Raw genomic sequence first — 16,611 nt, 5'->3', positions numbered from 1 at the left:
CCGCAGGGCTCGCTTAGGCGGCCATGTCTGCCGCGGTCTCGTGGAACTTAATGACGATATCAAGGATCAGCGCGGCGGGGTCAAGATTGACCGCAACAGCGTGGCGGGCGCGGGCGCTAATCTCTTGCTGTAGGCTGGCCCAGCGGCGGGCATGGGCGGGGCTTGGGCAGAGCTGTGCAAAAAGGGCAGCCTCGCCGGGCGCGGCCTCTGGGGCAGGGGGCCCGGTGACGCCCGCGCAGGCCAGGCGGGCCATGAAGTGGTCGAGCAATTCCAAGAGCAGGGCGAGTTTCTCGGCGTTCTGCCGCCCAACCATCGCGTTGGACAGCGTCAGCGCCGCCTGGCGGTCGCGGGGCTGCGAGAAGACCTCGACCAAGCTCTTATAAAGCGCCAGCCCGTCCTGGTTCAAAAGCCGCAGCGCCGCGCCGGGTGAGCCGCCCGAAAGCGCGGCGAGCGCCTCTGGGTCGTCGGTCTCCGGGGCGTCGGAATTCGTCAGGACCGTGGCGATGTCTTGCGGTGACAGGGGTTCGCAGCGCAGAACCCGGCAGCGGCTGCGGATCGTGGGCAAGAGCCGCGCGGGCTGGTGGCAGACCAGCAGCAGCACGGTGTCAGCGGGCGGCTCCTCCAGCAACTTCAGAAGCGCGTTTGCCGCGTTCACGTTCATCTCGTCGGCGGCGTCCACGATCACAACGCGGCGCCCGCCATCGGTGGCCGAGAGCGAGAAGAACGCCTTGAGCTTGCGCACCTCGTCCACGGTGATCTCGGCGCGCAGGCGCTCGGTCTTGTCGTCCCAGGGGCGGCGCAGAAGGGCCTGCCGCGGTTCTGACAGGGCCAGGACGCGGGCATTGACCGGATGATCCGGGGCGATATCAAGCGTCTCGGGGGGCTCGGGCGCTCCAAAGAGCCCGCCATCGTCAATCGGTGTCGCCAGCAGGAACCGCGCCAGGCGCCAGGCCAGCGTTGCCTTGCCCGCGCCGCGGGGGCCGGTGATCAGCCAGGCGTGGTGCAGGCGCTGCCCGTTATAGGCGGCAAGAAAGTCGCGCTCGGCGGCCTCCTGACCGATCAGGTGCTGCGCCTCGCGCGGATGCGGCGCGCCGGGGGCGCAGTCGGGCTGGGGGATATCCTCGGGGTCGATCATGCCAAGGCCTCGCGCAGGCAGGCCATCACGTCCCGCGCCACGCTCTCCATATCGCGCGCGCCGTCGATCAAGCGGAACCGCGGGGCGAATTCCTCGGCAAGCGCAAGGAAGCCCGCGCGCATCTGCGCCTGCAGCTCGACGCCGAAATCCTCAAAGCGTTCTTCGTGGCCGTTGCGCCCTTTGGCGCGGGTCAGGCCGGTTGCGGGGTCCATGTCGATCAGCACGGTCAGGTCCGGCTCGCGCCCGATCATAAGCGCGTGCAGCGCGTCCACCTTGGCGCGCAGGTTCCCGCGCGAGAGCCCCTGATACATGCGGGTGCTGTCGGCGAAGCGGTCACAGATGACGATCTTGCCCGCGGCCAAGGCCGGCTCGATGAGGCGCTCCAGATGGTCGCGCCGCGCGGCGGTGAAGAGCAGGATCTCGGTCTCGGCGGACCAGCGGTCGGGGTCGCCCTCAAGCAACAGACGCCGGATCTCGTCGGCGCCCTTGGAGCCACCCGGCTCGCGGGTAAGCACGACATCACGGCCCTCGGCCCGCAACGCGTCGGCCAAAAGACGCGCCTGCGTCGACTTGCCCGAGCCGTCAATGCCCTCGAAGGTGATGAAATGTCCGGCCATCTGTGTTGCAGTCGCTCCAATGGGACATGGAATTGGCTTAGTAGGAAATCATGCGTGGGGTGTCGAGCATTTACAGTATGTCGGTATCTCTGCGTGATCAGCGCGCCGGCCAGGTCTCACAGTTGAATTCGAAGCCCCGTGCGTTTGGTCAGTTTTGGTCTGGAGCGGACGCTGAGCACAGCATACAACGCTCTAGCGGCGCTTGCCGACACCAGACGCATGGCTACTCAAGCAGTGCAACCGCCCGAGCTTGCCTCGGGCAGCGGCCGACCTCCCCCAGGAGGCCGCTTTTGCCACGTCGCATACCAAAGAAGCGATTGCGTTTATCAGAACCGGGCGACCTTCGGAGATGATGCGCAGGCGACCTCCAGGTCGGCCGCTGCCCATGTTGCGCTCGGTTCAAGGTGGAGGCCCTGGATCAAGTCCGGGGCGGCAGATCTTCAACGCCAGCTCCAGGCCCTTTTCGGCCAAGTGCCGAAGCATGTCACAGCAGCTCGGCTGCCGTTCCAGCGATGCGCGCAAAAAGCAGCCGTGCGGCGGTGCGCACCCGCGGCATGAAACCGCCACGGGCCACGTCCCGGTCGGCGATCAGATCAACCCGCGCCTCAGGCATATCCGGCACGCGCACGATCAGCTCTCCGATGACCTGCCCCTTGGTGATTGGCGCCTCAAGCGGGGTGCGATAGGTCATCTCGCCGGGGATCTCGCCCTGCACCAGCGCGGGGATCAGCATCCGCACCTCGTCAGAGATCAGCACGCCGACCTTCTCTGCCTCGCCCAGCCAAACAGGGATCTCGGCCACGCGTTCGTCCTTTTCCACGATGGTGCGCTCGACGAATTGGCGGAAGGCCCAGTTGACCACGCGCTCGGATTCCTGCGCGCGGGCCTGCTGGCTGTCGAGCCCGCTCAGCACAAAGATCACCCGGCGGTTGGCCTGCAGGGCCGAGCCTACCAGGCCATAGCCCGCCTCGGACGTGTGGCCGGTTTTAAGCCCGTCCGCGCCGATCCCAAGCTTCAACAGAGGGTTGCGATTAAAGCGGTTCTGCGGCGCCCGCCCGTCCCATTCGAACTCGGTCATGGCGAAGTAGCCGTAATATTCCGGGAACTCCTGGATTAACCGGGTCGCGAGCGTGCCGAGGTCGCGCATCGACATGCGCTGGTTTGGGTGCGGCCAGCCGCTTGAATTTGCGAAGGTGGAGTTGTTCATGCCAAGCGCTTTGGCGCGTTGGTTCATGAGCTGGGCAAAGGCCTCTTCCGTGCCGGCAAGCCCCTCGGCCACGGCGACGCAGGCGTCGTTGCCCGACAGCACGATGATGCCCTTGATCAGCTCTTCCACGGTGGGCCGGTCCTGCTCGGTCAGGAACATGGTCGAGCCGCCCATGTTCCGGGCCTTGGTCGACACCGTGAAGCGCGTGTCCAGCGAGACGCGCCCGTCGCGCAGCGCCTCAAAGAGCATGTTCAGCGTCATCAGCTTGGACATCGAGGCCGGGGGCAGGGGCTGGTCGATGTCCTTGGCCATCAGCACGGTTTCGGTGTTCACGTCATAGACATAGGCCGCGCGCGCGGATGTGTCGAAGGCCCAGCCGGGCAGCGTGGTCAGAAACGATAGGACAAGTGCGGCGAGCAGAGGGGCAGAGCGCATGGCGTGACAGCGGGTCCTTTTGTGTTTTGGTTGGCGCGCACCGGCGGGGGCCGTTGATGCGCGCCCAGGCTAGACCTAATTAGTCACAAAATAGGCGTCGGAATAGCCCAAGTCCTTCACTTTTTTCAGCATTGCCGCGCGTTCGGCAGAATTCGGCGCAGGGCCGATCGTCACGCGGTAGTAGGTCTTGCCCTTGCTTTTATGGGTCTTGATCGTGGGCAGGATCCCGGCGTTGCGCAGGGCGGCGCCGGTGTTTGTCGCGTTCTGCTCTTCGCTGAAGAGGCCGATCTGGATGATGGGCTCTCTGAGCTTGGAGGCCGCGGGTGCAGGCTTTGGCGTGGGCGTTGGGGCCAGCGATGCCGTTTGCACGGGCTTCACGGCGGGCTTCGCGGCGGCGACTGAGGCCTCAACCTCGTCGAGCGCGGCGCTGGCCGCGGCGATAGGATCAAGCGATGCGGTCTGGATCGCCTCCGGCGGCGGTAGGGCCTCGGGCCCGGTTGCCACGGGCGCGGCAGGACCGTCGTTCACAGGCACCTCTTGGCGCCGCAACGCGGTGACGTTTAGGGCGTCGGGCGCGCCCGCCAGCATGCCCAGCGCCGAAGCGGCGTCAGAGCTGACCTGGATGCGTGGGCCGGGATTGTCGCGCTCGCGCTTGAACAGCGCACCGATCACGAACTTGCCGTTCTCTTCATTGCGGATGATCACCCGCTCGGGTGCCTTCACGTCCGGGTGTGCGACCCAAACGCCGCCCAGCGACGGGCGCCCGTCCCACAGGCCCTGATCGCTGGCCTGGAAGGCCTCGGGGGCTTCGACGTCGCGTTCGATCAGCTTCACCGAGGACGCGTTTGGCGTCTCTAGGCTGTTGACCTCCGCTCCGGCGGAGCCTTTGTCTTTGGTGAAAGCGAAGCCGCCGCCCTTTTCGCAGGCTGCTAAGATGCTCACACTACACAGTATAAGGGCTATGCGCCCTGTCCGCGTTCTTGCCATGCCGTGCCCCCTAATGCCCGATCATTGCCAGGCTTTTATTGCTCGATGCCGCGCGCGGGCTGCACGCGACCACTGCCAAGATAGCCCAGATGTTCGATTTTGGAAAGAGTCCAATGGGCGGTGGGCGCTTTTCAGCGCTTGTTGTGACATTGCCGCGCGTGCCGGCCCGCAAGCAGCGCGCGCGGATCCCGGCGCGGGCATGGCCGCGCTAGCCCTGCTGGATGGCTCGCTGTGTGAGGCCCGCGCGATCGGTGATCTTATGCACCGCCGCGCCGCAAAAATGCGGCATCGTGGCCGCCTGTCTTAGTGCGAGCGCGTCTTGCGCTCAGTCGGCAATCGGGCCTATGTGTCCCGCAACGGAGAAGTGGCAGAGTGGTCGAATGCGGCGGTCTTGAAAACCGTTGAGGTGAAAGCCTCCGGGGGTTCGAATCCCTCCTTCTCCGCCACCCAAACCTCTGAGGAAGTATGAGATTTCCCAATTTGGGACATATTTTTCAGTACTTTACTCGCATTGAAAACAAACTGTCCTCCGGTTGGGTTCTAATTAATCCGGTTCGCCTATTTGGCAATAGAGGAAGAAGCGGACAGAGCCGTCATCGCGACGCCCTCAAACCTCACACTTTCTTCTTTCTCAAGCCCTGTTAGAGTGTTGCGAAACACCAAAGCCACAATATTTCATGAAAGGCTTGACTTGGAAATGGCTGAAAACACATCAATTAATCAAGAACTGGCCGAAGTAGAGAAAGAAATTATTGGCCGACGTGGCGAGGAAATTCGTGTGCTGTTCGATGCTCAGATTTCGAAGGCTATATCGCATTTGGCAACGGTGACTCCTCTTCAAGCGGGCGATATGGCTCCTGATTTTTCGCTCCTAGCTTCTACAGATCAGACGATTTCTCTGAAAGAGACCCTACTTCATGGCCCGGTCATCTTGACGTTTTATCGTGGTAGTTGGTGCAACTTTTGCGATGTAACCCTCAAAGTTTGGCAGAGCTACGTGCCTGAAATCACTGCCAAAGGAGCGACGCTTTACGCGATTTCGCCCGAGTCATCCGAAAACGGTCGCAAATTTAGGAAGGCCACGGGGCTAAGCTATGAGCTTCTTTGCGATGCTGACAATTCTGTTGGTGATGCATATGGCCTCACTTTTTCGTTGCCAAAAAATGTTCGCGAAAAACTTGTCGAATTAAGAACAGACGTCGGTAGCCGAAATAGCAATGGGAAATGGGACGTGCCAGTCACGGCGACCTTTTTGATTGGGCAAGATCAGCGCATCTTGCTCGCTGATTGCGGGCCTGACTACCGTCAAAGGCAAGACCCCAAGCTTGTGCTGGCATTATTGTAAAACATGGCGCCCAAATAACCGCTGACGGAAGCGGCGCAATGCCCGATCTGGGCTCACTTTAGGCATTCGCTGCATTTCTTATCTATGTCGGCCTGCGCCACTTTGCGTTGGTTTAGCTGTCACGCAACTTGTCGCCTGATCATCGCTGAACATAGAAGTCCTCCTCAAAATATCGTGATTTCTGAGCCTATTCTGAGACTAAAAACGATCAAGGCCTTAGCGATTTCCCGCTAAGGCCTTGTTTTTGTTGGCTCCGGCGGTAGGGCGCGCAATGCACGATCAACACCACTGAAAAAAACGATTTTTCGCTCCGAGTATCTCCACCGACTCCGGATGTGTAAGAGTCTGTGCCATGGGATGTGGCTTAAGGTCAAGCATGACACACAGCCTCATTGTCACCATTGATAGGCTGAAACTGCGTCGGTGGAGCAGGAACTGTGCGATCAGGAAATCAAGGGATCCTGAACTTCGCTGTTCTCCTCCAATGACTGTCTAAGAACTTTAAGCAAAGTCGCTTCGCCGGAGGTCCCTGGCTTAAACGTATCGGTGTTAAAGTCGGCATCTTTAAGCGCAACTTTTTCAAAGTATGCTGAAAACGCCGATTTCGTGGGAACGGCTGAATAGTCGCCTCCGCTGGTGAGCGGATACACGATTTTTAGAAACCGCATGAGCGCCTTTAAGCCGTTAGTCTTCGGAAGAACATTACCTTTTCGGTCAAGATCTTCCCACGAGTCGGGCCATTTTACTTTCACTGCCGTAAAATAGTTGAGAAGGATTTGTGTAATTTTATCATCCTGCTTCTCAAGGAACATCTGACGGAAAGGGAACCTTTCAAGTTCGTCCTCGGTAGGTGGCGAAATTCGCAGACGATGAAAAAAGGAATTACGATCAGTCATTGGATCCTTTGATGTGAGGTCCAAGATTGATTCAACCATAGCGGCCTGAGTAATGGTCTCGTTCTTTCGGCCGGGAGTGGCACTCCCGAGGCGTTTAACTCGGTGGAAAAACGGGCTGTATTCCAAACCATCAAGAGCTACGGCGATATGATGAGCTACTTTCTGAGGGCTACGCAAGTTCTCATATGCAAGCAAGTCATATGCAAGGCTTCTGTTGACCTTTGTCTGGGCCAAATTAACGGTGGCGAAAATGTTTGCCTGTGTGGCAATATCGACGCCGACAAAAATAGACACATTGACCTCAAAGGTCTCGCCTTTGAAGGCCGACAATCCGTCTACTCTATGCTGTCCGTCGATTATTTTTGCTACGTCATCAATTGGTGTATCGTCAGTTCCAACTAACGTAAGCTCTCTTTTCTCCTCGTCATAGACGGCGTTTTCTTCTTTTACTGAGAGGATCACCGCTGTTGGGAATGTGGCATCAAAAGAGTTCACGTATTCCTTCAGCTCTTTAGAACGCTGGAGTGTTAGCCTTCTCTGGATCCCGATGTAGTCGTCCATTTCGTTTTCGTGCAAACGACGGACGTCTGCATATGAAACCTTGACGAGATCATTAGCTTGCATCGCGCCAACAAGAAACTCGCCAATAGGCTGCTTCATTTTTATGGCTGGAAACGAGATTGTATTTTTCTGGGTCATCATTTCGGCCTATGCACTCTCTTCATGAGGTCGTCTGCGCCGGAATCTCCGGATATCCTCGAGATGGCTTTCTGCTGATACAAAGAGAAGAGCCATATCGCAGCTGCAAAAGCCAATAGCCCAATAATGTAGTTATTCGTGAACGTTCCTGTTGAGATATTGCCATCCAAGTCCCGAAAAAACACGGGGGCTGCAAAGAAAATCAAAATGACTGGGGAAAAAGCGACAACGGCCATTGTGTAGGGTTTGTATCGTGCGTATCGGAAGCGGACGAAAAAGTAGGCAGTTGATGAAGCCAACAAGCCAGCAACGTATCCAAGCACATCACCAACCTGATAGCTTTCAAATACTGTTTCAACAATGGACGTTCCTTCGGAGCCAATCTTCTTGTAAATCAGGCTCAAAACCAGAGGGACGTGCACAATTAGAAGAACGATTATTGCTTCCACTAAGACCATAAAGCAGTCGGTTATGAACTGTAGAGTTCGGGCAGGGATAATTTCCGGTATATAGGTGGAAAGTTTTTTGATCATTAGAACACCACCAAAATCTCTTCAACGCAGCCTCGTTTTGCAGAGCTTGCAGCCAAGACGCTGGAACGCCGAACCGTTTTAACTGATCGGGCATCTTGATAAAGTTCTCGTAGGCTTGAATGTGCTGCATTCGAAATGATCACGGTCGCCCCCCGAGAGGCAGCCGCCGCGGCACAGTCTTTCAAACGGACTTGATCATCCCAGCTGAAGATTTTTTCGTTATATTTCAAAAATCCATTGTAATTATGTTTTACGGTATAAGGGGGGTCCAAGTAAACCAAATCCCCAGCTCCGGCTTTGGATATGGTTTCCTCGAAGTCGCAAGTATTCAATTGGATGTTCTTCAATACGTCTGAAATCTTGGCGAATTTATCTGTCGGAAGGACTACGGAGGTTTTCGTTCCAATCGGAACGTTAAATTGTCCCTTTAGGTTAACCCGATAGAGGCCATTGAAACATGTTCTGTTCAGGTAGATAAATTGTGCTGCTCGTTCTGTAGGGTCGCCAAAGCTGGCAGAACGAACTTCGTAATAGTATTCGTTTGAATGGTTCTTGTGGTGGTCTCGCAATAGCTCTTCAATTCTTGCGTAATTTTTTTGAATGCTCTTGTAGCACTCGATCAATCGTGCATTTGCATCTGATAAAATCGCATTTGACGGTTGAATCGAAAAGAAAACCGAGCCGCTCCCCAGAAATGGCTCAATGTATCGTTCGAAAGATATGTCGAACAGGGTGTCTTGTTGCTCAACAAGCCACCGCTTGCCGCCCGCCCATTTCAAGAATGGAACAACGTTCTTCTTGCCCATAGTATGCTCGTCCCGCCGGAAAATTCGACTCAATCAAAGATCGTTGCAGTATGCATGGGCATGAAGGAGAAGTTCAAGGGGTTTGGTCAGCAAAGTATCGGCGGGAATAGTTGCGCCGCCGCTATCAGATTGGCTTTGAAAATAATGGTTTACCCCCATGTTCCGTTAGTCAAACCCGTTAGACTAACGGAGAACCCCATATGACCGCGCAAATCGTCAATATCGACCCAGAAATCCAAGCCGCAATCCACTCAGGCGAACTGGCCAAAATTGAAATCACCGAAGCCCGCATGAAGCTGAAAGACGGTGTTTTCACGCTCAACGCCAAGGACCTACTGGCCCCAAAGCCAGAACCCGCAGAGGGCAAAAACAAGCCCAAATCAGGCGCAGAACGGCAGCGCGCACTGGCAGTGCGTCGGAAGGAGGCCGGACTTGTCAAGGATTGGGTTCACAAAAGCGTTCTTTCGATGGCGAAAGAATTCGGCGAACCCGAAGAGTTTGCGGCGGAAATTGCAAGGCTGCGTGCCCGCGTGGAAGAGGCTGAGGCAATGGCCACTTCGGAAAAACAACGTGCCGATGCCGCCATGGCCGAGGTGCAACGGCTAAAATCCCGGCGCTGGTGGCGGTTTTGGCGCTGACACACCCGCGCCTTGGGCTATTCGCCCAGGGCGTAGCCTCCGGCCTTCCTAGTCCGTTGCGGCATCGAGCCGAGGGTGTCTTCCTTATCTACCTTCGGACGCTTGCGCAGCCTGATCCCGCGCCGCGAGGCAGCTTCGATCAGCGCGACTTCAATATCGGTGAGAAGGTCAAAGAACTCGACGGATGACATCCCCGTTCCTTGCAATGTAACTAGATCCGCGGGGGTGTATCTGCGACCATCGACGATCACCGGCAGGTCCCACGGATCTTGATAAAAGAACGGCCTCAGCTGAAGCGAATAGTACGCGAGTTTATCGCGCATTTTGATGAAATGCAAAAACTGCGGAGGCACCGCCAATTTGCTGTAGTCGCGCTCTTCCAGATCTTTCATGAATTTTTGTTGTGGTGTCATCTCACATCCTGCGTTTCGAAACTTTCATCCAGAATTCTATTCAGCTTACGGGAAACGCCCTGGCCACTCGTGATCCTGACATTGCGCACGGTTTTGGCATCTCGCTTGACCCGTATCTCTTGCTTGTCAAGCGTAGCCGCACGGCGCGCAGAGGACTGTTCAAAGGCTAATTTCTGTTCTGACAATGTTTTCTTCTCCGCAAGCAGTTCCGCCTCTCTATGCTCCAAGGACCGTGCCTGCGCCTTATTCTGAGCCGCCTGTTGCTTGTTTCGCTCCCGGGCAGTGCGATCTGCTTCCGAAAGCTGCCGGGCATTGTCGTGTAGGCGTTCGCGGTCTTTTCTCAGGCCGTATTCTTCAGGTTCCACCCTGTCTTTCGCAGTGAACTTCTTGCGTTCCGGCGGCATTACGTCGGATAGCTGCATTTCATCACGCAGATATTCAAAGAAGGCGTCTTGTAGAGCTGATCCCTGCGCTCGTGTATCGTCGCGAGGAATGCGCTTTCCTGTCTTGCGGTCGATGATCGCCTTGCCCGTTTTCTTGTCCGTCTTAACATATCTTGCGCGGGCCTGTTCTTTGGAGAACTTCGAAACGCTGGCTTTCTTGAAGACCCGTCCGTCTTTGTAGCGGTAGTCGTATTTCGGAAGCAGGAAGACGTCGACGGTATGCCGCCCCGTTTCATCACGGTCGAGGCGTGCAGCGAAAACTGCGTCGCCCCCGTGGAAATCATCAAGAAAGCGCACCGCATGGTTGAGCATTTGCAGCTGCTGTTCTTTGTCTGTGCCGTCTATCAAGTTGGACGGAAACTGGACAAACGTGTGAATGCAGGCCGTTCTGCCTGACTGCTTGACGCCCTCCATATGCTGGGCGCGTGCTGCTGCCAGATCAAGTGTGCCATAGACAAGAGCCTCTTCATCCCTGACGCGGCGTTTCTGACTACTCTCATCTTCGCGCTTGCCGTGTTTTTCGGCGCGGGCCAGATCGGAGGGTTTCAACGCCTCCTGCCTGACGGCGCCGACTTTACCAGCATTATCATTTTGAACGTATCGCATAACGAGAAAGTAGGGCCGCATTTATCCAAAATGAAATTTCGGATAACCCGCTAACCCTTTTTCTTTTCAGAAAAAGGCGGGCCCTCCGGGGGTTATCGCTGCGCTATCATCAACCGGGGCTTTCCGTGTGGGTGTCACGGTCCAGATCCGGGTAGCAACTGAACGCTTCGTGAAGCGCCCTTCAGGCCAATGCGTTTCTTTGTGCCGCATCCGGATCACGACATCGGTGTAGCCGGGCAGTGCGCCTTCCTGAACAAACAAGACAGCGAAGGAAAGCCCGGTTGCGTCAGCCCAACTTTGTAAAAGAGGGCGCAACTGCCGTTCAATTTGGCTGGGGGCCAGATTTGGCAGCACGCAACCCGGTTGAGCTTTATATCCCTTACTGGGACCGATCAAACGAAACTCCGACATTCGCTTTTTGCGATGCAGCGGAATCTGCGCAAGCAGGGAGCCACCAAATTTGCCCTGACACAGAGCGATCTCGCTTGCGTCGATCAGCCCGTAGACCTCCATGTCTGCCATTACGTCAAAGAAATTCGCCGAAAACCGCCAAGTAAGATAACGACCATTTGGCGCAATTTCGAGATGGTCGAAGATCCCGGGAATGGTGACCAGCTCGGCAACGGGTTTTCGAAGAAAGCGGCTTGATCGTGTTTTGGATGGGAAACCCAGCTCGCGGAGTTCTGCAACTAAGACAAAGTGGTCCTGTGATCCTTCGTCTCCCTCGAACATAGGCCAGCCTTCTTCGGTTTGATCTTGCAGGAAGATCAATGCGAGGAAGAGCTTTGCTGTGACGGCAGAGAACCCGGCCATTTTGATGAACTCAGCCACATAGGCAGAGATGCGAAATTTGGTGTGATTGTAGTGCATTTTCATGTTCCTTTCTTGGTAGGCGGAACATGGGAACGTGGCCTTTGGGGCAAAAAGATTCCGGTTAAGATTTTCTGCGCGTATGCAGGTGTGGTCGCCGTCCCTGCGAAAACACCTGCAAAAGTGATGTCGAAAGTCGCCAGATCCCATGCAAAACCTGCATGCGTGACAATTTTGAACCCTTAAGAGACTGATTGCGCGCATAAATACCCACGCGGAAATAGCGAAACATAGAAATCCAGAAATCACGAAATGACAGTGCCTTGATGTGATTAAGGGCAAACAGGTTGCCCCGTCTGCCCAAACTCACCACCTGTTTCCAAGTGGCTACCGCTCAAATTTCCTGTGCAAAGGAAGGTTCGCAGATCACACCACACGCAAGCGTTTTCTCGTTGCCTCCAAGTCAGACACTTTCGCCTTCTTGCCATCGGCAAAGGGGCTTTGGATCATCGAAACGTCGATGTCTACGCGCTGCACAATCTCGTGCAGATATTCAAGATCATGGCCATCGCCTCCGTAGTGCTTGAGGTTCACCGTCTCCATCTCGTGACCCATGAGAATATGGCGCAACTCACTGTCGGTGCGGGCCTTGATCTGTTCGACATTGAACTGTGTGCGGAAGCTGTGGAAGTCGATGCGCTTTTCATAGACATCGTTGGCCTTGCGGAAGCGTGTGAAATCCTTGGTGAAGTTCTCAGACAGGGTTTTACGATTTTTCCCACGCGTCAGGTGCGGAAATAGTCGATCCTCACCTTCGCGCCGCCGCATAGCCACCAGATCAAGGAAACCAAGGGCAATCAGACTGTTATGGAGAGGCACACGACGCGTTGCGGCTTTGGATTTCAAACGCTGCCATGGTGCGCCTACCTTGATATCGAAATAGACAACACCGTTTTCAGTCCGGATATCATCAAGGCTCAGCTGTAGCACCTCTTCTTCACGTAGACCGTGGAGAACCGCAATGATCACCGCCCAGAACATGGGATCGCCAATGTCGGCAATCTGACCTTGGAATAGCGGGGTTCGGAACAGCTTTGGCAACTCATCTCCCCAGATCTTGCGGCTGTTGTCTTCTTGCAGAATTTCGAGACGTTCCAACTCGCTCTTGGACCACATCACATTTTCCATGAAGCTCTCTGAGAGGTAGCCAAGGGCCTCCATATATCGCACCACACGCTGGGCGTCTTGCATATGGCGATAGACCGTGTTCACACGAAGTCGCGCAATACTTTCCTGATGCTCAGCGGCTTCGATATTGGCCTGACTTGCACCAGCTTTTTTCAATTGCGCATGAACGCGTGCCTTGTTTTTCTGCTCGTCAAGATCTGTCGCCTCAACGATTTCACGGATCGTTCGCATCTCCTTGGAGGATTTGCCGTGGTTCGCTGGAACCCTCTGGATAATCGAAAACGCCTCAATGAAATCCGCTTTCGTCAAATCACATAGCTGTTTGTCGCCAATGACGTCGATCATCAGCTTGGCGTTGGCTTTCAGATTGGAAAACGAGTTCCGCTCCCAAGACTCGCCTTTGGCTTTGACTGCAAGCTCTTCTGGTCGCTTGCCCTCTTTGCCCGCCAAACGCGCCTCACTGTATTTTTCATATGCTTCCGACAGCTTGATAGACGCCTTCTTCGTCGGCTTCGGGGGCGAAGGTTGGATCGGTTCAGACGTAGCCAGTGGCGCGCTGGCAGGTGCAGAAGTGGTTACGGTCGCAGGCTCTGCTACCACTTGAGTAACCGGTGCTGCGTGCATCGCGGTGGTCGCAGGTTCCACACAATAAACAGGCATTGAGGGGGCAGTGTCCTCTTTAATAGCCGCCTCAAAGAAGTGACTGGACGCAGTGAATACACCCTGATCGCGCTTTGACCGCTCAACACTGAGATCCAGCAAAACGCGGATCGCCTCATAAGCAATAACCATCCAATTTTCCTCATTGCCATTGATGTTTACACCGAGACGCGCTGCGGCAGCTTGAACAGGCGCACGCGCCACTTCACGGTTGCGCAACAGCAGCGCTTCACGCAGGGTGTCTTGCAAGGCCAGCTCTCGTTGAGCGGCCATCTGCGCCTCTTCACGGGTGCGTTCAGGTGCAATGGCGCGTGCGTAATCCGAGGCTGCGATTTCAAATCGCACCAGCTCGGTCAAAACCCGCTCCATCAGACCTGTTTCCATGTTCGCAACGCCTCTCGAGTAGTCGAAAGCAAGGGAGCTGAGCCACGTCAAACGGCGGGCCAGCACCTCGGCCTCACGAACCACATCGGTCTTCAAGGAAAATACGAAAAACCGGTTTGAGGCGTTTTTTGAAAAAAACTCTGGGACGCGCCGCCGCCAGTAAAATGACGACGGCCTGCGTTCCAGATGCAGGCATGGTGTTGGTCTTCTCAATGCTCCGACTCCCGCATGGGGTTTGTGTCATCGGATGTGTCAGAGAATGTGCCCAGAACGCGAAAAGCGCCCCGAGTTGGAGCGCTTTTTCGTTTATTTCCAAAACCTTATGTGGATTTTGGCTCCGGCGGTAGGGATCGAACCTACGACCAATTGATTAACAGTCAACTGCTCTACCGCTGAGCTACGCCGGATCACCGGCGCCGTCTATAGCCCCCGTTAATTTGCGCGTCCAGAGCGAAATTGCGGTCTGGCATCAGTTTCTTACAAATTCTGCGTCCGCGGAGAGGGTCGGGCGCGCGGAGACCAGATCTCGCTGGCATAAGTCTATCACATGCGCGAAGACGTTGCGTTCGGCGGCGCTCAGGAGGGCGGGGGGAGCATCGGTGTAGATCTCTCGGGTCATCGCGGGCACCCGGGCGGGGGCGCGCGAAAGTGCCTCCAGAATCGCCGCCTCGCGGGCCAGCCGGTGGTCGATGAGCCAGCGCACCCGCGCCTGCGGGTCTGGGATCGGCGCGCCGTGGCCGGGGTAGAACACGCGGTCCGTACGCGCCTCGAGCAGGCGGGCGGACCGCATGAAATCCGTAAGGTCACCATCCGGCGGCGAGATCATTGTGCTGGCCCAGCCCATGACGTGATCGCCCGAGAAAACAACGTCTTGTGTGGCAAAGCACATGTGATTCCCGAGGTGCCCAGGCGTCCAGATGGCCTGAAGGGTCAGGCCGGAGACCGTGATCTCTGCCCCATCAACGAGGGTCTCATGCGGCCGGAACGCGTGGTCCACGCCCTCGCCGCCACCGGCCAGGCCGCGCGCGGCCAGGCGGGTCATCACCTCTGAGCGCCCTGCCAGGCTGTCGCCAAACGCGTATATGGGGGCGCCGGTGGCCGCTGAGAGCTCTGAGGCGAGGGGGGAATGGTCGAGATGGCTATGGGTCACCAGGATATGGCTGACCCGCTCGCCGGGCTCTAGCGCTGCCTGGATCGCCGCTAAGTGCTTGGCATCCTTGGGGCCCGGGTCGATGACCGCGACCTCGCCTTCGCCCAATATATAGGTGTTGGTGCCATGGAAGGTCATCGGCGAGGGGTTCGGCGCCAGGACGCGGCGCAGGCCTGGCTCAAGATGCGCGACAAGGCCGGGGGTCGGATCATATGCCGCGTCCATGGAATCGCCTTTCCTGAGCTTCCGCGCTATGGCTTAGACCATGACGCGTCACGGAATAAAGGCCTACCTGCCACGCACGCTTTATGGGCGCGCCGCGCTGATCCTGCTGCTGCCGGTGGTGCTCTTGCAGCTGGTGGTCTCGATCGTTTTTATCCAGCGGCATTACTCGGGCGTGACCGAGCAGATGAGCCGCAACGTGGCGCTGGAGCTGCGCTATTTGGTTGAAATCATTGAGAGCGCGCCGCGATCGGATATTGTCTTGGATTGGGTGCACCCGGTGGCGGAGCCGCTGGCCTTTGAGGTTGCACGCATGCCGATGCCACCGGGCGAAGACGTGATCACGTTCTACGATCTCTCGGGGCTTTCCATGGCCGAGACGCTGCGGGCCGAGTTGCCGCAGGTGCTGCGTTTTGACCTCAGCAAAAACCGGCAGGTCTGGGTCTGGCTTGAGACGTCACATGGCACCCTGTCGGCGATGTTCGACCGGCGCCGGGTCTCTGCGAGCAACCCGCACCAACTGCTTGTTCTTATGGTGTTTGCCGGCGTGTTCCTTACCGTGATCGCCTTTGTGTTCCTACGCAACCAGCTGCGGCCGATCCGGCGGCTGTCGCGCGCGGCGGAGGCCTTTGGCAAGGGGCAGACGCGCCACTACCGCCCGTCTGGCGCCACCGAGGTGCGCGCGGCGGGCCAGGCCTTTCTGAACATGCGCGCGCGCATCGAGCGGCAGATCGAGCAGCGCAACCTGATGTTCTCGGGCATTAGCCACGACCTGCGCACGCCGCTGACGCGGCTGAAGCTTGCGCTGTCGATGCAGGAGGAGAGCGACGAGACGCGCGCCATGCTGCGCGACGTGCGCGACATGGAGCGGCTGGTGGAGGAGTTCCTGGCCTTCGCGCGGGGCGATTCCCTGGGCGATCCCGAGAGCGTCGATGCCGCCGCGCTTATGGTTGATATCGTTGATAAATTCCTGATGTCTGGCGGGCAGGTAGAGATCGGGGCCATGCCGGACCGCCCGGTGCAGGCGATGCTGCGCCGGCTGGCGGTAGCCCGCGCGGTGGAGAACTTGATCGGCAACGCGCTGAAATACGGCGCCCGCGCGCGGGTGTCATTGCAGGCGAGTGATACCGAGCTTCGGATCTGTGTCGAAGATGATGGGCCGGGGATCCCCGAGGCGCAGCGGGAAGAGGCGCTCAAGCCTTTTGTGCGCCTGGATGCGGCGCGCAACCAGGACCGCGGCGGCGGGGTCGGGCTGGGGCTGGCGATTGCGCATGACATCGCGCATCGGCATGGCGGATCGGTGGAGCTGGCAGAGAGCGAGACCCTGGGCGGATTGCGCGCGGAGCTGGTGCTGGCGCGGTAAGTCTTACCGAAATCTAAACGCGCAGGGCGCGTGGGCGCGCGAATCGGCCCGTGAGGCCTTGATTAATTGGAGAA

15 protein-coding genes and 2 tRNA genes are annotated in these 16,611 nt (G+C 57.3%); 4 read left to right on the top strand and 13 right to left on the bottom strand.

Going from position 1 to position 16,611, the window contains the following annotated elements; all coding sequences use genetic code 11:
• Window positions 1-13: 13 nt before the first annotated feature.
• The 4 genes from AIOL_RS13165 to AIOL_RS13150 form a co-directional block, all read right to left on the bottom strand.
• Window positions 14-1,135, bottom strand: coding sequence for a DNA polymerase III subunit delta' (locus tag AIOL_RS13165; RefSeq protein ID WP_049643403.1), 1,122 nt, complete (start codon window positions 1,133-1,135; stop codon window positions 14-16).
• Complete coding sequence (gene tmk / locus AIOL_RS13160) at window positions 1,132-1,752, bottom strand: dTMP kinase (RefSeq protein WP_049643402.1); 621 nt, start codon at window positions 1,750-1,752, stop codon at window positions 1,132-1,134. The genes AIOL_RS13165 and tmk overlap by 4 nt, the downstream gene beginning before the upstream one ends.
• A 484-nt stretch (window positions 1,753-2,236) precedes the next feature.
• The gene (locus AIOL_RS13155; protein ID WP_049643401.1) at window positions 2,237-3,394 is read right to left on the bottom strand and encodes a D-alanyl-D-alanine carboxypeptidase family protein; all 1,158 of its coding nucleotides are present in this window, start codon (window positions 3,392-3,394) and stop codon (window positions 2,237-2,239) included.
• A gap of 75 nt (window positions 3,395-3,469) precedes the next feature.
• A complete protein-coding gene (locus tag AIOL_RS13150; RefSeq protein ID WP_235439014.1) occupies window positions 3,470-4,336 on the bottom strand; it encodes an SPOR domain-containing protein in 867 nt (288 codons plus the stop codon).
• Window positions 4,337-4,739: 403 nt separating this feature from the next.
• Between AIOL_RS13150 and AIOL_RS13145 the strand changes: the two genes are divergently transcribed.
• Together AIOL_RS13145 and AIOL_RS24460 are read left to right on the top strand one after the other, a co-directional pair.
• Window positions 4,740-4,827 (top strand) — tRNA-Ser (locus AIOL_RS13145).
• Between the two features lie 251 nt (window positions 4,828-5,078).
• Window positions 5,079-5,726 (top strand): peroxiredoxin-like family protein, encoded by a 648-nt coding sequence (locus AIOL_RS24460; RefSeq protein WP_082152577.1) that lies wholly within the window; start codon window positions 5,079-5,081, stop codon window positions 5,724-5,726.
• 443 nt (window positions 5,727-6,169) lie between these two features.
• Here the strand turns inward: AIOL_RS24460 and AIOL_RS13140 are convergent, their stop codons facing one another.
• Genes AIOL_RS13140 through AIOL_RS24455 form a run of 3 tightly spaced genes read right to left on the bottom strand, consistent with a single transcriptional unit; the run spans window position 6,170 to window position 8,660 of the window.
• On the bottom strand, window positions 6,170-7,321 hold the full coding sequence (locus AIOL_RS13140) for a DGQHR domain-containing protein (protein WP_049643399.1): 1,152 nt from the start codon (window positions 7,319-7,321) through the stop codon (window positions 6,170-6,172).
• Window positions 7,321-7,854, bottom strand: a complete 534-nt coding sequence (locus AIOL_RS13135; protein WP_049643398.1) for a hypothetical protein — start codon at window positions 7,852-7,854, stop codon at window positions 7,321-7,323. The genes AIOL_RS13140 and AIOL_RS13135 overlap by 1 nt, the downstream gene beginning before the upstream one ends.
• A complete protein-coding gene (locus tag AIOL_RS24455; RefSeq protein WP_082152575.1) occupies window positions 7,854-8,660 on the bottom strand; it encodes a DNA adenine methylase in 807 nt (268 codons plus the stop codon). Before AIOL_RS24455 ends, AIOL_RS13135 begins: the two co-directional genes overlap by 1 nt.
• 200 nt (window positions 8,661-8,860) lie before the next feature.
• On the opposite strand from AIOL_RS24455, the gene AIOL_RS13125 reads away from it, so the two are divergent.
• Window positions 8,861-9,298: a hypothetical protein gene (locus tag AIOL_RS13125; RefSeq protein ID WP_049643396.1), complete on the top strand. Its 438-nt coding sequence runs from the start codon at window positions 8,861-8,863 to the stop codon at window positions 9,296-9,298.
• A gap of 17 nt (window positions 9,299-9,315) precedes the next feature.
• Here the strand turns inward: AIOL_RS13125 and AIOL_RS13120 are convergent, their stop codons facing one another.
• From AIOL_RS13120 to AIOL_RS13090, 6 genes are all read right to left on the bottom strand, one after another.
• Window positions 9,316-9,690, bottom strand: coding sequence for a hypothetical protein (locus AIOL_RS13120; protein WP_152912523.1), 375 nt, complete (start codon window positions 9,688-9,690; stop codon window positions 9,316-9,318).
• A 17-nt stretch (window positions 9,691-9,707) separates the two neighbouring features.
• Window positions 9,708-10,760 carry a hypothetical protein gene (locus AIOL_RS13115; protein ID WP_152912522.1) on the bottom strand — a complete coding sequence of 351 codons (1,053 nt, stop codon included), beginning with the start codon at window positions 10,758-10,760 and terminating at the stop codon, window positions 9,708-9,710.
• 66 nt (window positions 10,761-10,826) lie between these two features.
• Window positions 10,827-11,630, bottom strand: a complete 804-nt coding sequence (locus AIOL_RS13105; RefSeq protein ID WP_152912521.1) for a hypothetical protein — start codon at window positions 11,628-11,630, stop codon at window positions 10,827-10,829.
• Window positions 11,631-11,996: 366 nt separating this feature from the next.
• Window positions 11,997-14,015, bottom strand: coding sequence for a site-specific integrase (locus AIOL_RS13100; RefSeq protein ID WP_160314482.1), 2,019 nt, complete (start codon window positions 14,013-14,015; stop codon window positions 11,997-11,999).
• Window positions 14,016-14,134: 119 nt separating this feature from the next.
• Window positions 14,135-14,209 (bottom strand) — tRNA-Asn (locus AIOL_RS13095).
• Between the two features lie 62 nt (window positions 14,210-14,271).
• Window positions 14,272-15,177 carry an MBL fold metallo-hydrolase gene (locus AIOL_RS13090; RefSeq protein WP_049643390.1) on the bottom strand — a complete coding sequence of 302 codons (906 nt, stop codon included), beginning with the start codon at window positions 15,175-15,177 and terminating at the stop codon, window positions 14,272-14,274.
• Window positions 15,178-15,217: 40 nt separating this feature from the next.
• Here AIOL_RS13090 and AIOL_RS13085 point away from each other — a divergent pair, with 40 nt between their 5' ends.
• Window positions 15,218-16,537, top strand: a complete 1,320-nt coding sequence (locus tag AIOL_RS13085) for an ATP-binding protein (protein WP_049643389.1) — start codon at window positions 15,218-15,220, stop codon at window positions 16,535-16,537.
• Window positions 16,538-16,611: the final 74 nt, after the last annotated feature.

Source organism: Candidatus Rhodobacter oscarellae (genome assembly GCF_001078595.1).
Taxonomy (GTDB): Bacteria; Pseudomonadota; Alphaproteobacteria; order Rhodobacterales; family Rhodobacteraceae; genus Rhodobacter_B; species Rhodobacter_B oscarellae.
This window is presented reverse-complemented; position numbering and strand designations above follow the sequence as displayed.

What these genes read in the sequence shown, in the direction of transcription:
- AIOL_RS13165 (WP_049643403.1), bottom strand. Translation starts at nt 1,135, where the DNA reads ATGATCGACCCCGAGGATATCCCCCAGCCCGACTGCGCCCCCGGCGCG.
- tmk (WP_049643402.1), bottom strand. Translation starts at nt 1,752, where the DNA reads ATGGCCGGACATTTCATCACCTTCGAGGGCATTGACGGCTCGGGCAAG.
- AIOL_RS13155 (WP_049643401.1), bottom strand. Translation starts at nt 3,394, where the DNA reads ATGCGCTCTGCCCCTCTGCTCGCCGCACTTGTCCTATCGTTTCTGACC.
- AIOL_RS24460 (WP_082152577.1), top strand. Translation starts at nt 5,079, where the DNA reads ATGGCTGAAAACACATCAATTAATCAAGAACTGGCCGAAGTAGAGAAA.
- AIOL_RS13140 (WP_049643399.1), bottom strand. Translation starts at nt 7,321, where the DNA reads ATGACCCAGAAAAATACAATCTCGTTTCCAGCCATAAAAATGAAGCAG.
- AIOL_RS13135 (WP_049643398.1), bottom strand. Translation starts at nt 7,854, where the DNA reads ATGATCAAAAAACTTTCCACCTATATACCGGAAATTATCCCTGCCCGA.
- AIOL_RS24455 (WP_082152575.1), bottom strand. Translation starts at nt 8,660, where the DNA reads ATGGGCAAGAAGAACGTTGTTCCATTCTTGAAATGGGCGGGCGGCAAG.
- AIOL_RS13125 (WP_049643396.1), top strand. Translation starts at nt 8,861, where the DNA reads ATGACCGCGCAAATCGTCAATATCGACCCAGAAATCCAAGCCGCAATC.
- AIOL_RS13120 (WP_152912523.1), bottom strand. Translation starts at nt 9,690, where the DNA reads ATGAAAGATCTGGAAGAGCGCGACTACAGCAAATTGGCGGTGCCTCCG.
- AIOL_RS13115 (WP_152912522.1), bottom strand. Translation starts at nt 10,760, where the DNA reads ATGCGATACGTTCAAAATGATAATGCTGGTAAAGTCGGCGCCGTCAGG.
- AIOL_RS13105 (WP_152912521.1), bottom strand. Translation starts at nt 11,630, where the DNA reads ATGCACTACAATCACACCAAATTTCGCATCTCTGCCTATGTGGCTGAG.
- AIOL_RS13090 (WP_049643390.1), bottom strand. Translation starts at nt 15,177, where the DNA reads ATGGACGCGGCATATGATCCGACCCCCGGCCTTGTCGCGCATCTTGAG.
- AIOL_RS13085 (WP_049643389.1), top strand. Translation starts at nt 15,218, where the DNA reads ATGACGCGTCACGGAATAAAGGCCTACCTGCCACGCACGCTTTATGGG.